This is a genomic window from Streptomyces sp. NPDC005438 (genome assembly GCF_040606315.1).
In the GTDB taxonomy this organism is placed as follows: domain Bacteria; phylum Actinomycetota; class Actinomycetes; order Streptomycetales; family Streptomycetaceae; genus Streptomyces.
Genome location: NZ_JBEXEP010000001.1, coordinates 53448 through 68435 on the forward strand (window position 1 = coordinate 53448; position 14988 = coordinate 68435).

Here is a 14988-nt window from a genome sequence, read left to right on the forward strand (position 1 = left end):
GTGCCCCTCCGAGGGAGGGGCACCCCACCGCGTTCCGTGGGCGACCGCTAGTTCTTGCTGACAGGGGTCTTGTGCGGGGAACCGCCCTCGTCGGGGCCGTCACCGTTCTCGGCCGGGACGATGTGGAACTCGAAGTCGCCGTCGTAGCGCTCCTGTCCGGCGATGACGGCCGTCTCCACCGCCACGTCGCCCTGCTCACCACGGATGATCAGCGGGTCGCGCCGCAGGTCACGGGTGAGCGCGATGCAGAGCATCACCATCACCGCCGTGAACGGTACGGCGACCAGGATGGTGAGGTTCTGAAGGCCCTCCAGGGCCTTGTCCCCACCTCCGCCGATCAGCAGCATGATCGCTCCGACGGCACCGGTGGCCGCGCCCCAGAAGATCACGACCATACGGCTGGGCTCCAGCGTGCCCTTCTGGGAGAGGGTGCCCATGACGATGGACGCCGCGTCCGCACCGGACACGAAGAAGATCGCCACCAGGGTCATCACCAGCAGGGTGGTGACGCCGGCGATCGGGTACTGGTCGAGGAGCCCGAACAGCTGGGCCTCCTGGCCGCCCTTCTCCACCAGGCCGGCACCGCCCCGCTGCTCGCGGATGGCCGCCCCGCCGAAGACGCAGAACCACAGCAGGCTGACCACGCTGGGCACCAGGATCACGCCGCCGACGAACTGGCGGATGGTGCGGCCCCGGCTGATACGGGCGATGAACATGCCCACGAAGGGCGTCCAGGAGATCCACCAGGCCCAGTAGAAGACCGTCCACTTGGACAACCAGGTGGCGACCTCCTTGCCGCCGCTGGCGTCGGTGCGGCCGGCCATCTGCGGCAGCTCACGGAAGAAGTCCGCGATGGAGGAGGGGATCAGGTTCAGCATGAAGATCGTGGGCCCGGCCACGAACACGAACAGCACCAGCAGTCCGGCGAGCACCATGTTGATGTTGGACAGCCACTGGATGCCCTTCTCCACACCGGAGATGGCGGAGGCGATGAACGCCCCGGTCAGTACGGCGATGATGACCACCAGCAGCGTGGTGCTGACGCTCTCCATCCAGCCGACCTCCTTGACCCCGCTGCCGATCTGCAGGGCGCCGAGGCCCAGGGAGGCGGCGGAGCCGAACAGGGTGGCGAAGATGGCCAGGATGTCGATGGCGCGCCCCAGCCCGCCGTTGGCGTGCCGTTCCCCGATGAGCGGGGTGAACACCGCGCTGACCGTGCCCCGGCGGCGCCTGCGGAAGGTGCTGTAGGCGATGGCCAGACCGACGACCGCGTAGATGGCCCAGGGGTGCAGGGTCCAGTGGAAGAGCGTGGTGGCCATCGCGGTGGCCGTCTTCGCGTTGGCGTCCCCACCGGTCCCCGGAGGCGAGGAGTCGAAGTGGGTGAGCGGCTCGTTGACGCCGTAGAACATCAGGCCGATGCCCATGCCCGCGCTGAACATCATGGCGATCCAGGACACGGTGCGGAACTCGGGCTTCTCGCCCTCCTGCCCCAGGGTGATCTTTCCGTAGCGGCTGAAGGCCAGCCACAGTGAGAAGATCACAAAGCCGGAGGCGGCCAGTACGAAGGCCCAACCGCCGTTGTGCATCGCCCAGTTCAGCATTCTCTGGGAGGTGTTCTTCAGCGAGTCGGTGCCCAGGGCGCCCCACAGGACGAAGGCCAGGGTGGCGAAGGCCGTGATGCCGAACACCCACCGGTCGGTCTGTGGGGCCCTGTCCAGCAGACTTCCAGGAGTGCCCGAACCAGCCGAACCACCCCTTATCTCCTTGCTGTCCCCTTCAGCGGACATGGCTTGGAACCTTCCGTTCTGTTGTTCACGTGAACTCCTGGCCGCTACCCGACATCCCTTGCCCCATGCAACGGCTCCTCCGTAACGGCTCGTTCACTCCCTGCCGAGACGGCTCGGAGGTAAGCGTTCCGTAAGTTTCGAGGGCAAAGGGTCGACTCTGGAGGACCGACGCCCGCTCGTACGAGCTGTGCTTTTGTTAGGGCGCCCGAGGCCGCCTCCCGTGAGGTGTCCGGTTGCCGCCGTGTACGGGCGAACGGTTCGCGCCACTCGGTTCGCGGGTGCGTACAGAGCGTACGGGGCTGGAAACCTCCCCTCTGTCGGACGGTTGGTCGCCCGCAGTGGCGGCGGCGTACGCGGTCCCCTCGGTGGGCGGGTACCCCGGCCCCACGGCGCCCCCTCGCGGCGGTGGCGTGATCTCCGGGGTCGAGCCTCCGACGCGGTGGCCGAATTTCCGAGGGGCCCCGGTCGGAGGGGCCGGTGGGCCGGCGTGGCGAGGCCGCTCGGGGTGGTGGGCGTCCTGGTGGTGGCGGCGCTGGTGATCATGGCGGGAAACGTCGCTCGGGTGTTGGCGACAGAAGCGGTCGAAGGGGGTGAACGGGGCGGGCGGCCCGCCCCCGCGGATGCCCGGTGTCCACGGTCCGAAGCGGCTGGGCGGGCGGTACGGCACCCCCTCCGCCCGGACGCCCCGGGGCCCGTACGTCCGAGGGGGGAGGCCAACTGACCGGTGCGCGACCCCGGTTCGCGCCCCGCCAGGAGCCGGCCACTGACACGGCAGGCCAGGAGTCGGGGGCGCGGGCCCGCGCGGCTGGCCCCCGGCGACCCCAGGGTCCACGGGCCGTTGCCAGACGCCCTGTTCGGGTGCCCGGGGCGCGGGGTGCTGCTCTCCCGGTGGTGCCGTGTCCTCGCTGGCCGGTGCGGGCCCGCCCCCTCCGGCCGCCAGCGGCCCCGACATCACCCCGATCACGGCCGGCCGCCGTGACCGGGGTGCGGTGACGTACGTAGGGGCCGACCAAAGGGGACGCCAGGACGTACGAGAAGGGCGGGACCGTCAGGGGTCCCGCCCGAATTCCGTGCCGTTTCGCCGCGCCGTCCCGTCCCGGAGGCTCAGACGCTCAGGGCCACACCAGGCAGTACGGCTGGTGGCCGGCGGAGTGGAGGCGGTGGCTGAAGTCCTGCCACTGGTGCAGGAGTTGGTAGACGTTGAAGGCGTCCTGGGGGCCGCCACGGTCGGGCACGGTGGACCAGATGAACGCCGCGGCGCCCACCGACTCCTCGCCGACCCCGCGCAGCGGGTCGACCACGGTCATCGGCAGCTTCACCACGGCGTAGTCGGGGTGCAGCACCACCAGTTCCAGTGGGGGGACCCGGTGCAGGGGGATGCCCTCGATGCCGGTGAGGACCATGGCGGCCATGGTCTCCGGCTTGATCTTGGTGAACATCCCCTGGCCCAGCTCGTCTCCGCCAAGCTCCTCGGGGCGCATCGATATGGGGACCCGCGCGGCGGTCGCGCCGTCGGGAGCGCCGAAGTACTTGTAGGTCACCCCCACTCGGCCGCCACCCTTGCTTCCCCTGTCCGTGGAGGGCTCTCCCCGGTGTTCCTGCTGCCGTCCCAGGGCGAACTCACCCTGGGCGCCGCCCGTATCCGTCTGTTCTCTCCGACGGTGCCGTCCCCGCGTGCGCTTGGGCCCAAGGTCCCCGGTGCCCTCGCCCAGTTCGCCTCCGCGCTGCATGTCACCACCCGAACACTCGCGACCCCCGCCGCGCAACCCGATCAATGTGACAGTGACCTCCCCGCCCTGACGGAGGTGAAACGCCCGGGCGGCACCCTGTCGCGTGGGCTCTGCCACCATGGTGGCCGTGAGCTACCCGTACGCAGACGAAGCCCCAGTATCGCAGTCCCTGTTCGACCGGGCCCAGGCCGTCACTCCGGGAGGCGTGAACTCGCCGGTGCGGGCCTTCGGCGCGGTCGGCGGCACCCCTCGGTTCATGACCCACGGCAGTGGCCCCTATCTGACGGACGCGGACGGTCGTGACTATGTTGACCTGGTCTGTTCCTGGGGGCCGACGATTCTCGGCCACGCCCACCCGCAGGTGTTGGAGGCGGTGCGCAGGGCGGTCGAGCGCGGCACCTCCTTCGGTACGCCCGGGGAGGACGAGGTGGCCCTGGCGGAGGAGATCGTGGACCGGGTCGGGCCGGTGGAGCGGGTACGCCTGGTGTCCAGCGGTACCGAGGCCACCATGTCCGCGATCCGGCTGGCCCGGGGCTTCACCGGCCGGGCCAAGGTCATCAAGTTCGCCGGCTGCTACCACGGTCACGTGGACGCGCTGTTGGCCGCCGCCGGCTCCGGGGTCGCCACCTTCGGGCTGCCGGACACCCCCGGGGTGACCGGGGCGCAGGCCGGGGAGACCCTGGTGCTGCCGTACAACGACCTGGAGGCGGTGGCCGCCGCCTTCGCGGCCCACCCCGACGAGATCGCCTGCGTGATCACCGAGGCGTCCCCCGGCAACATGGGCGTGGTGCCGCCCCGGGAGGGCTTCAACGCCGGGCTGCGGGACCTGTGCCGGCGGCACGGCGCGCTGCTGGTCTCCGACGAGGTGATGACCGGTTTCCGGGTGTCCCGGCGCGGCTGGTACGGCATCGACGGGGTGGAGCCGGACCTGATGACCTTCGGCAAGGTGATGGGTGGCGGTTTCCCGGCGGCGGCCTTCGGTGGCCGGGCCGAGGTGATGGCCCAACTGGCGCCCGAGGGGCCGGTGTACCAGGCCGGCACCCTGTCCGGTAACCCGGTGGCGACGGCGGCGGGCGTGACCCAGCTGCGGCTGCTGGACGAGTCCGCGTACGAGGTGCTGGACCAGGTGTCCGCGCAGCTACAGGGGTTGGCCTCCGAGGCGTTGACCAAGGAGGGCGTGGCCCACCAGGTGCAGGTGGCGGGGAACATGTTCTCGGTGTTCTTCACCGACCGGCCGGTGCGCGACTACCAGGACGCCCGGACCCAGGAGACCCACCGCTACACCGCGTTCTTCCACGCCATGCTGGCGCGCGGGGTGTACCTGCCGCCCTCGGCCTTCGAGGCGTGGTTCGTGTCAACCGCCCATGACCAGCGGGCCGTTGACCGGATCGCCGAGGCCCTGCCGGCGGCGGCCCGGGCGGCGGCCGAGGCCCAGGCGTGACCGGTCGCGGCCGGTACGAGGACGAGTCGAGCGGTAACCAGGGGAGGACCAGATGAGCGCCGAACCCTCACGGGACGCGGTGGACCCGGAGAAGGTGGTGACCGTGGTGCACGTGATGCGCCACGGGGAGGTCGACAACCCCGAGGGGGTGCTCTACGGGAGGCTGCCGGGCTACCAACTCTCCGCCCTCGGGCGGCAGATGGCCGAACGGGTCGCCGAACACCTCGCGGAGCGGGACATCACGTACGTGGTGTCCTCCCCCCTCCAACGGGCCCAGGAGACGGCGGCCCCGCTGGTGAAGACCCACGGTCTGGAACTGGCCACCGACGAGCGGCTGATCGAGGCGGCCAACGTCTTCGAGGGCAGGACCTTCGGGGTGGGCGACGGCGCGCTGCGCAGGCCGGAGAACTGGAAGCACCTGCGGAACCCGTTCCGGCCCTCCTGGGGCGAGCCCTACGTGGACCAGGCCGTGCGGATGCGGTCCGCCCTGGACGCGGCACGGGACGCGGCGCGCGGGCACGAGGCGGTGTGCGTCAGCCACCAGTTGCCGATCTGGACGCTGCGCGGCCAGGTGGAGGGGCGCCGGCTGTGGCACGACCCCAGGCGGCGGCAGTGCACGCTCGCCTCGTTGACCAGCTTCACGTACCTGGGGGACCGGCTGGTGTCCGTCGGCTACACCGAGCCGGCGCGGGACCTGGTGCCGGCGCACCTGCTGGCCGGGGCCAAGCCGGTCAAGGGCGCCAAGGGCTTCGGGGCCTGAACCGGACGGTGAGGTGGACGTGAACGGCCGGTACGGGGCGCGCCCCGGGACGCGGGGGGCGCCAGAAGATCGCCCCCGAGTGCATGGGAAACTTTTCACATGAGTTCTGGTGGAGGTCGTACCGTCGTGCGCGCCGACCGTTCGCGGCGGCGTGCCGGTCGTGTCCGGGGCGCGGTGGCGGTGGTGCTCGGCGGGGTGCTGGTGCTGACCGGCTGCGGGGACGACAAGGCCGGCAAGTCCTCCTCGGACACCAAGATCGTGGAGGGTACCGGCAAGATCACCACCGTGCCGGTGGCCGACCGTAAGAAGGTCCCGGACCTCGCCGGGGAGACCGTCGACGGCAAGCACCTGCGGGTGGCCGACTACCGGGGCCAGGTCGTGGTGCTGAACGTGTGGGGCTCGTGGTGCGCGCCCTGCCGTGCCGAGGCGCCCAACCTGGCGAAGGTCGCCAAGGAGACCAAGGGCAAAGGCGTCCAGTTCGTCGGCATCAACACCCGTGACCTGGACAAGGCCAACGCCAAGGCCTTCGACCGCAACTTCGGCATCACCTATCCCAGCCTGTTCGACCCCAGTGGCAAGCTCCAGTTGAAGTTCGGCCGGGGCGAACTGCCCCCGCAGTCGGTGCCGTCGACGGTGGTCATCGACCGCAAGGGCCGGATCGCCGCCCGCGCGCTGCTGGCGCTGAGCGAGAAGAAGCTGCGGTCGATCCTGGAACCGGTGATGGCGGAGAAGTGACGTGGTGACCCTCCTGGCCAGTGCCATCGGCCCGAACGAGACGGTGCTCAGCGGAGCGCTGCTGCTCGCGGTGCCGGTGGCCGTCCTCGGCGGGCTGGTGTCGTTCTTCTCCCCCTGCGTGCTGCCCCTGGTGCCCGGCTACCTCTCCTACGTCACCGGGGTGAGCGGCACGGACCTGGCGGAGGCCCGCCGGGGCCGGATGGTCGCCGGCGCCACCCTGTTCGTCCTCGGCTTCACCGCCGTGTTCGTCTCCGGCGGCGCCCTGTTCGGCGGCTTCGGCGCCCAGCTCCAGGAGCACCGCCAGGTGATCTCCCGGGTGCTGGGGGCGCTGACCATCCTGCTGGGCCTGGCCTTCATGGGCGTACTGTCCCGCTTCGCCTCCCGGGAGTTCCGGTTCCACCGCAGGCCGGCCATGGGGCTGGCCGGGGCGCCGATGCTGGGCGTGCTGTTCGGGATCGGCTGGACCCCGTGCATCGGGCCCACCCTGGCGTCGGTGCAGACCCTCGCCTTCAACGAGGCCAGCGCCGCCCGGGGCGCGCTGCTGACGGTGGCCTACTGTCTGGGGCTGGGGCTGCCGTTCGTGGTGGCCGCCGTGGCCTTCCGCCGTACCCTCGGGGCCTTCGACTGGGTGAAACGGCACTATGTCTGGGTCATGCGGATCGGCGGCGCCATGTTGGTGGCCGTCGGCGTGCTGCTGGTGACGGGGGCCTGGGACCGGATCGTGTACGAGCTTCAGGTCTGGTCGTCCGACTTCACCGTGGGGGTCTGAGGATGAGCGACACCGACACCGGTCGGGACACCGGCGTCGACCGTACGGACCCGGGCGAGCAGGCCCGGTCCGAGGAGGAGACGGCCGGCGCGCAGCTGTCGACCGCGCCGGGCGAGGACCGGCTGCGGGTGCCCTCGTTGGGGCCGCTGGGCTGGGCCCGCTGGTTCTGGCGGCAGCTGACCTCGATGCGGGTGGCGCTGATCCTGCTGTTCCTGCTGTCGCTGGCCGCCGTACCGGGTTCGCTGGTGCCGCAGAACCAGGTCGACGTGGTCAAGGTCGAGGACTTCCAGAAGCGGCACGAGACCCTGACCCCGCTGTACGAGAAGCTCCAACTCTTCGACGTCTACGGCTCGGTGTGGTTCTCCGCCATCTACATCCTGCTGTTCGTCTCGCTGGCCGGCTGCATCGTGCCCCGCAGCTGGCAGTTCGTGGGCCAACTGCGGGGCCGGCCGCCGAAGGCGCCCCGGCGACTGGACCGGATGCCGGCGTCCACCAGCTGGCACACCGACGCCCCGCCCGAGCGGGTGCTGGAACAGGCCCGCACCCTGCTGAGGGGCCGGCGGTTCCGGGTGGAGCCCGGGTCGGACTCGGTGGCCGCGGAGAAGGGGTACCTGCGGGAGGCCGGCAACCTGGCGTTCCACGTCGCCCTGATCGTGATGCTGCTGGCCTTCGCGGCCGGCCAGCTGTGGAAGTCCGAGGGCGGCAAGCTGATCGTCCAGGGCGACGGCTTCTCCAACACCCTCACCCAGTACGACGACTTCAAGTCAGGTTCGCTGTACGACCCCGAGGACCTGGACCACTTCGGGTTCCGCCTGGACAAGTTCACGGCCACCTTCGAGGAGAGCGGCCCCTCCAAGGGCACCGCCCGTACCTTCCGCGCCGACGTCAGCTACTGGACGGACTCGGACGGCAAGGAGCACCGGGCGCCCATCGAGGTCAACCACCCGTTGCAGGTGGGGGACACCAAGGTCTACCTGCTGTCCCGGGGCTTCGCCCCGATCGTGCGGGTCACCGACGGCCAGGGTGACGTGGCCTACCGGGGGCCGGTGCCGTTCATCCCCCAGGACAACAACCAGACCTCCAGCGGGGTCATCAAGGTCACCGACTACCGCAACGCCAAGGGCTTCAAGGACCAACTGGGCTTCCAGGGCTTCTTCGTACCGGACTTCGCGCCCAACACCGGCACCATGTTCTCCCAGTCCCCGACCGCCCGTAACCCGGTGCTGTTCCTCACCGCCTACCGGGGCGACCTGGGGCTGAACGCCGGGTCCCCGCAGAACGTGTACCAGCTGGACACCAAGAACCTGAAGCAGTTCAAGGCCAAGGGCGGCAAGCCCCTGGCCAAGCAGATCGCCCCCGGCGGCACCATGAAGCTGCCGAACGGCGCCGGCACGCTGAAGTTCGAGGGCTACAAGAAGTGGGCCAGCTTCCAGATCTCCCAACAGCCCGGCAAGGGCTGGGCCCTGGGCGGCGCGGTGGCTGCCGTCATCGGGCTCGCGGCCTCGCTGTTCATCCAGCGGCGCCGGGTGTGGGTACGGGCCCGTACCACCGAGGACGGCCGCACCCTGGTGGAGATGGCCGGACTGGGGCGCAGCGAGTCCACCCGGCTGCCGGAGGAACTCGGCGACCTCGCCCAGCGGTTGGCCGAGCGGGCGCCCCTGGTGCCGGCTCCGTCCGACACCTCCGAGGACACCACCGAGGGCACCTCCAAGGACACCTCCAGGAGCAGCGACTCGGACGGCGACTCGGACGGCGACCGGAACGGCACGGAGGGCGGTACCTCCGAGGAGGCCACCCCACAGGACCCAGCGGAAACCGACGACACACAGGACAAGCCCACCCAGGGTGAGGGAGCCCGCCGGTGAACATCGCAGCCGCAGTCAACGAGAACCTCGCCGAGACCAGCAACTACCTGGTCTACTCGGCCATGGCCGTCTACACCCTGGCCTTCGTCGCGCACCTGGCGGAGTGGGTGCTCGGCACCCGCAGCAAGGTCGGCCGCACCGCCGCCGCGCTCACCGTCGACCAGGTCACCGGAGCCGACCAGGAGCGGACGGCCCCGGACGGCCCTGCGGTGACGGTACGCAAGGGCGGGGGCACCGAGGTCATCGAGCGGCCCACCGTGGTCACCCGCTCCAGCGCCGGCAGCCGCCCCGACGTACCGGACGGGCCGGGCGCGGCCGGGGGCAGCGAGAAGGGCGACCTGTACGGCCGGGTCGCGGTCTCGCTGACCACCCTCGCCTTCCTGCTGCACGCCGGCGGGGTGCTCACCCGCGCCCTGTCGGTGCAGCGCGCCCCCTGGGGCAACATGTACGAGTTCTCCACCACCTTCTCCATGGTGGCCGTCGCCGCCTACCTGGGGTTCCTGGCGGCCGGGAAGAACATCCGCTGGCTGGGCCTGCCCCTGGTCACCACCGTGCTGCTGGACCTCGGCCTGGCGGTCACGGTGCTCTACACCGCCAGCGACCAGCTGGTGCCCGCCCTGGACTCCTACTGGCTGTGGATCCACGTCTCCTGCGCGATCATCTGCGGCGCGGTGTTCTACCTGGGCGCGGTCGGTTCGCTGTTCTTCCTGCTGCGGGACCGCTACGAGGCCCGCCGTGTGGAGGGCCACAAGGTCTCGGCGCTGAACGCCTCCATCATGGACCGGCTGCCGGCCGCCGCCACCCTCGACAAGTTCGCCTACCGGGTCAACGCGCTGGTCTTCCCCCTGTGGACCTTCACCATCATCGCCGGGGCCATCTGGGCCGAGGCCGCCTGGGGCCGCTACTGGGGCTGGGACCCCAAGGAGGTGTGGTCCTTCATCACCTGGGTCGGCTACGCCACCTACCTGCACGCCCGCGCCACCGCCGGGTGGAAGGGCCGCAAGGCCGCCTACCTGGCACTGGTCGCCTTCGGCTGCTTCCTGTTCAACTACTACGGGGTCAACATCTTCGTGGACAGCAAGCACTCCTACTCGGGCACCTGACCCCGACCGGGCCCCCGGCCCGGAACCGGACGCGTACTCCTCGCCGCCGCCCGTGGCCTCCCGCCCGGGCGGCGGCGCCGTCCCCCCGGCTCGACGACGTCCACGGCTCCCGTCCGCCCACCGAGTACGCCCAGGATGCCGAGGTGGTCCGGTCGGCGAGGTCGGGCGGCACCCGTAGCTCCCCCGGCGCCCACCATGTGGCCAGCCCTCGCGGGCCGGCCCGAGGTGCGCCAGCCTGGAGGCATGACCGCCACCACCACCCCCTACGGCGGCTCCCTCAGCCGTGGGGAGGCGCACATCCTCCACCACGAGCTACGGCTGTCCCACCCGCCGGACCGGGTATGGAGCGCCGTCGCCAGCGCCGAGGGGCTGGGCCTCTGGCTCGCCCACGCCAACCCCTTCGAGCCCGGCCCCGGGGGTGCGGTCGGCTGGCAGCCGCTGCACTCGGAGGCCGCCGACTTCCCCGTACGGACACCCCCGGTGATCCCCGGGCGGATCACCGCCTGGGGCGAGCCGAGGACCGTGGAGTACACCCTGGACACCCTGGGCTGCGTCCGCTTCGTCCTGGACGCCGAGTCGCCCCGTACCGGTGGCGGGACCCGGCTGCGGTTCTGGGACACGGTCACCGGGGACGACCGGCAGCGGCTGGGGTGGCTGGCCCGCTGGCACCTCCACCTCGAACACCTCGACCAGGCCCTGTCCGGGCGGACACCCCGGTGGTCGGCCGAGCGCCTGGAGGAACTGCTGGCGGAGTACACCCGTCGCGACGGTGAGCCCGCGCCCCGCTGAGCCGCCGCCCGGCCCGGTGGTCACGCCACCCGGCCCGACGTACGGGGGGGCCGGAACCCCCCGGGCCTCAGCCGCGCTTGTCGCCCGGGCCGGACTCGCCCTCGTCGCTGCGGGCGTCCTCCTCGGAGCGGCGCCCCCGCGTATGGCCGTCCTCCGCCTCTGACCCGGAACCACCCTCGGCCCCGCCCTTGCCGGAGGCGCCGCCCGGGGTGTCGGAACCGCCCCGGTGGTCGTTCCCCCGATCGTTCCCGTGGTCGCTGCCCTGGTCGCCGTCCGGGGCCTGGTCGGGGTCGCCCGGGCGGTCGCCCTGGGGCTTCAGGGAGTTGAGGAACTCGGGGTTGTCGTCGGGCGCCACCCAGCGTCGGCTCTCCGGCTTGGTCAGCCCGTACGGGCCGCCGGTCTTCTCCCGACCGGCGACGATCCAGCCGATCGGACCGACCACCCAGGCCAGCAGGATGATGATGACCCAGACCACCTTGGGCAGGTGCTTGACCTCGTCCTCTTTGGTGTTCAGGCAGTCGATGAACGCGTAGATGGTGAGGGCGAGCGGTACCAGTACGAGCAGCACCCGGAGCATGAGGCGGATCCCCCTGAGGTTCGCGGGATGGGCCGGGAGCACGGCCCCGGTGATAGGGCCAGCGTAGTCGGTGACGGATACTGGCACGCATGGCATACGACGATCTCCGTGCGCTGCTGAGGGCGTTGGAACGCGACGGCGACCTCAAGCGCGTCAAGGCCGAAGTGGACCCCTATCTGGAAGTGGGCGAGATCGTCGACCGGGTCAACAAGGCCGGCGGTCCGGCCCTGTTGTTCGAGGACGTCAAGGGCGCCTCGATGCCGCTGGCCATGAACGTGTTCGGCACCGACCGCCGGCTGTTGAAGTCCCTGGGCCTCTCCTCGTACCAGGAGATCAGCGACCGCATCGGCGGACTGCTCAAGCCCGAACTGCCGCAGGGGTTCGTGGGCATGAGGGAGGCGTTCGGCAAGCTGGGCACGATGGCCCACGTGCCGCCGAGGAAGGTCAAGGACGCCCCGGTGCAGCAGGTGGTCCTCCGGGGTGACGACGTCGACCTGGACCAGCTGCCGGCCCTGTTCACCTGGCCCGAGGACGGCGGATCCTTCTTCAACCTGGGGCTCACCCATACGAAGGACCCGGAGAGCGGAGTCCGCAACCTGGGCCTGTACCGGTTGCAACGGCACGACCGGCGCACCATCGGTATGCACTGGCAGATCCACAAGGACAGCCGCAACCACTACCAGGTCGCGGCGCGCAGGGGAGAGCGGCTGCCGGTCGCCATCGCCTTCGGCTGCCCCCCGGCCGTGACCTACGCCTCCACCGCCCCGCTGCCCGGGGACATCGACGAGTACCTGTTCGCCGGCTTCATCGCCGGGAAGCGGGTGGAGATGGTCGACTGCCAGACCGTGCCGCTCCAGGTCCCGGCACGGGCCGAGGTGGTACTGGAGGGCTGGCTCACCCCGGGGGAGACCCGCCCGGAGGGCCCGTTCGGCGACCACACCGGCTTCTACACCCCGCAGGAGGACTTCCCGGCGCTCACCATCGACTGCGTCACCATGCGCAAGCGCCCGCTGCTCCAGTCCATCGTGGTGGGCCGGCCGCCCACCGAGGACGGTCCGCTGGGGCGCGCCACCGAGCGGTTCTTCCTGCCGCTGCTGAAGGTGATCATCCCGGAGATCGTGGACTACCACCTGCCGGAGTCCGGCGGCTTCCACAACTGCGCCATCGTCTCCATCGACAAGAAGTTCCCCAAGCACGCCCAGAAGGTGATGCACGCCATCTGGGGCGCCCACATGATGTCGCTGACCAAGCTGATCGTGGTCGTCGACTCCGACTGCGACGTCCACAACCTGCACGAGGTCTCCTGGCGCGCCTTCGGCAACACCGACTACGCCCGTGACCTCACCGTCGTCGAGGGCCCGGTGGACCACCTGGACCACGCCTCCTACCAGCAGTTCTGGGGCGGCAAGGCGGGGATCGACGCCACCGCCAAGTGGCCCGAGGAGGGCTACGTACGGGACGGGGGCTGGCCCAGGATGGTCGAGTCCGACCCCGAGACGGCCGCCACGGTGACCCGCCGCTGGAAGGAGTACGGACTGTGACCACCCAGCGGGTCGGCTCGGCGGAGGACAGCGGCGGGGTGGGGTCCAGGGCCCGGGCCTTCCTCCGCCTGGTGATGATCGAGCACTCGGTCTTCGCCCTGCCCTTCGCGTACATCGCCGCGCTCACCGCGATGTTCCAGCGGAGCGAGTCGGTCCACTGGTGGGAGCTGCTGCTGGTGACGGTCGCCATGGTGGCCCTGCGTACCTTCGCCATGGCCGCCAACCGGATCATCGACCGCGAGATTGACGCGCGTAACCCCCGTACCGCGACACGGGAGTTGGTCACCGGCTCGGTGTCGGTACGGACCGCCTGGACCGGTGCGCTGGTGGCCCTGGCGGTCTTCCTCGCCGCCTGCGCCCTGCTCAACCCCCTGTGCCTGGCGCTGTCACCGCTGGCGGTGGTGCCGATGGTCACCTATCCGTACGGCAAGCGCTTCACCGACTACCCGCACGCCATCCTGGGGCTGGCCCAGGCCATCGGACCGATCGGCGCCTGGCTGGCGGTGACCGGTTCCTGGTCCTGGGAGGCGGTGGTACTGGGGCTGGCCGTGGGCGTCTGGATCGGCGGCTTCGACCTGATCTACGCCTGCCAGGACGTGGAGACCGACCGCCAGCAGGGGGTGCGCTCGGTGCCGGCCCGCTTCGGGGTCCCCGCCTCGCTGCACGCGGCGCGGGTCACCCATGTCGTCACCACCGCCCTGCTGGTCTGGTACGGGGTGCTGGTGGGGGCCGGTCCACTGTGGTGGATCGGGCTGGTGGCCGTGGTGGCGACCTTCGTCTACGAGCACGCCATCGTCCGCCCCGACGACCTCTCCCGGCTGAACCGGGCCTTCTTCACGGTCAACGGGGTCATCGGGATCAGCCTGTTCGTGTTCGCCCTGGCCGACCTGGTCGCCCGGGGCCTGCGCCCCTGAGGTCGCCCCCGGGCCGCCCCGGGCCGGGCCTTCCGGGGCCCGGATCGCGGGCTACGGGGTCCTGGGGTTACGGGGTCCTGGTGTCCGGGCGCTGCCCGCCGTGACGGCTTCCGGGGTGCGGTTCCCCGGAAGCCGTGCCCGGGGCCGGCCACCGAACGCGGGGCCGGCCCCTTCTTCTGGGTTTCTTCTGGGTTCTTCGGGGTCTCCGGCGGTTCTTCCGGGTCTCAGTAACCCGTCGTGGGCGCCGTCCGTATCTCACGGCGGCTGACGGAGGTGGTGAACGCGGCGATCACACCGCCGATCAGACCGAACAGATGGGCCTGCCAGGACACCCCGGCCTGGGTGGGCAGCACGCCCCACAGGATGGAACCGTAGAACACCGCGACCAGCACCCCGATGGCGATGTCGGAGAGCCGGCGGTCGACGAAGCCCCGTATCAGCAGGTAACCGAAGAGGCCGAACACCACTCCCGAGGCGCCGGCCGTGTTGCTGTTCTCCGGGGCGATCAACCACACCCCGAGGCCGCTCACCAGGATGATGGTGAACGCCACCTGGATGAACCGGCCCACCCCGCGCAGGGCCGCGAGGAACCCCAGGACCAGCAGCGGCACCGTGTTGCCCATCAGATGACCGAAGCCGAAGTGGATGAAGGCGGCCGGAACCACGTCGAACAGCTCACTCAGCCTGCGGGGCTCGATGCCGTAACCGTCCAGGGCGTTGCCCGAGGCCTGGTCCAGGATTTCGAGGAACCACAGCAGGCCGATCCACATCAGCATCAACCCGGCCGCGGCCTTCGTCTTCGACGCGTAAGCCATCGCACCTCCCGTGCCGGGCAGCAACCCCTGCCCCCTCCAGAACGGCACAAGTCTCCCGTTCGGCCCTCTGTTTGGGCAACGCCGCCCCCCTGATCGAAGTTCCCCGCGTCGATCTCCGTGTCGATCTCCGCACCGGGCCCCGACGGGGCACCGACGAGCGGC

General features: G+C 70.8%; 12 protein-coding genes and 1 pseudogene. 9 read left to right on the forward strand and 4 right to left on the reverse strand.

All coding sequences use genetic code 11. From position 1 onward, the window contains the following. Positions 1-47: 47 nt before the first annotated feature. Positions 48-1787 carry a BCCT family transporter gene (locus tag ABZT14_RS00255; RefSeq protein WP_356294603.1) on the reverse strand — a complete coding sequence of 580 codons (1740 nt, stop codon included), beginning with the start codon at positions 1785-1787 and terminating at the stop codon, positions 48-50. A gap of 1112 nt (positions 1788-2899) precedes the next feature. Next, positions 2900-3517, reverse strand: coding sequence for a hypothetical protein (locus ABZT14_RS00260; RefSeq protein WP_356294606.1), 618 nt, complete (start codon positions 3515-3517; stop codon positions 2900-2902). A gap of 118 nt (positions 3518-3635) precedes the next feature. On the opposite strand from ABZT14_RS00260, the gene hemL reads away from it, so the two are divergent. From hemL to ABZT14_RS00295, 7 genes are all read left to right on the forward strand, one after another. Then, positions 3636-4958 (forward strand): glutamate-1-semialdehyde 2,1-aminomutase, encoded by a 1323-nt coding sequence (hemL, locus tag ABZT14_RS00265; RefSeq protein WP_356296939.1) that lies wholly within the window; start codon positions 3636-3638, stop codon positions 4956-4958. 52 nt (positions 4959-5010) lie between these two features. Next, positions 5011-5718, forward strand: a complete 708-nt coding sequence (locus tag ABZT14_RS00270; protein WP_356294609.1) for a histidine phosphatase family protein — start codon at positions 5011-5013, stop codon at positions 5716-5718. Between the two features lie 99 nt (positions 5719-5817). Then, on the forward strand, positions 5818-6453 hold the full coding sequence (locus ABZT14_RS00275; protein ID WP_356294612.1) for a TlpA disulfide reductase family protein: 636 nt from the start codon (positions 5818-5820) through the stop codon (positions 6451-6453). A 4-nt stretch (positions 6454-6457) separates the two neighbouring features. Continuing rightward, positions 6458-7222 carry a cytochrome c biogenesis protein CcdA gene (locus ABZT14_RS00280; RefSeq protein ID WP_356296941.1) on the forward strand — a complete coding sequence of 255 codons (765 nt, stop codon included), beginning with the start codon at positions 6458-6460 and terminating at the stop codon, positions 7220-7222. A 2-nt stretch (positions 7223-7224) separates the two neighbouring features. Continuing rightward, complete coding sequence (locus tag ABZT14_RS00285) at positions 7225-9087, forward strand: cytochrome c biogenesis protein ResB (protein ID WP_356294615.1); 1863 nt, start codon at positions 7225-7227, stop codon at positions 9085-9087. Next, complete coding sequence (gene ccsB / locus ABZT14_RS00290) at positions 9084-10190, forward strand: c-type cytochrome biogenesis protein CcsB (protein ID WP_356294618.1); 1107 nt, start codon at positions 9084-9086, stop codon at positions 10188-10190. Before ABZT14_RS00285 ends, ccsB begins: the two co-directional genes overlap by 4 nt. A 243-nt stretch (positions 10191-10433) precedes the next feature. Beyond that, entirely contained in the window at positions 10434-10979 is a 546-nt protein-coding gene (locus ABZT14_RS00295; RefSeq protein WP_356294621.1) for a hypothetical protein, read from the forward strand. 307 nt (positions 10980-11286) lie between these two features. On the opposite strand, the pseudogene ABZT14_RS00300 reads toward ABZT14_RS00295, so the two are convergent. Continuing rightward, positions 11287-11556, reverse strand: a pseudogene (locus ABZT14_RS00300) (PLD nuclease N-terminal domain-containing protein); the annotation flags it as partial. A gap of 89 nt (positions 11557-11645) precedes the next feature. On the opposite strand from ABZT14_RS00300, the gene ABZT14_RS00305 reads away from it, so the two are divergent. Together ABZT14_RS00305 and mqnP are read left to right on the forward strand one after the other, a co-directional pair. Next, a complete protein-coding gene (locus ABZT14_RS00305; protein WP_356294624.1) occupies positions 11646-13097 on the forward strand; it encodes a menaquinone biosynthesis decarboxylase in 1452 nt (483 codons plus the stop codon). Next, positions 13094-14011: a menaquinone biosynthesis prenyltransferase MqnP gene (gene mqnP / locus ABZT14_RS00310; RefSeq protein ID WP_356294626.1), complete on the forward strand. Its 918-nt coding sequence runs from the start codon at positions 13094-13096 to the stop codon at positions 14009-14011. Before ABZT14_RS00305 ends, mqnP begins: the two co-directional genes overlap by 4 nt. A gap of 224 nt (positions 14012-14235) precedes the next feature. On the opposite strand, the gene ABZT14_RS00315 is transcribed toward mqnP, so the two are convergent. Continuing rightward, the gene (locus ABZT14_RS00315; protein ID WP_356294629.1) at positions 14236-14826 is read right to left on the reverse strand and encodes a rhomboid family intramembrane serine protease; all 591 of its coding nucleotides are present in this window, start codon (positions 14824-14826) and stop codon (positions 14236-14238) included. Positions 14827-14988 lie beyond the last annotated feature (162 nt).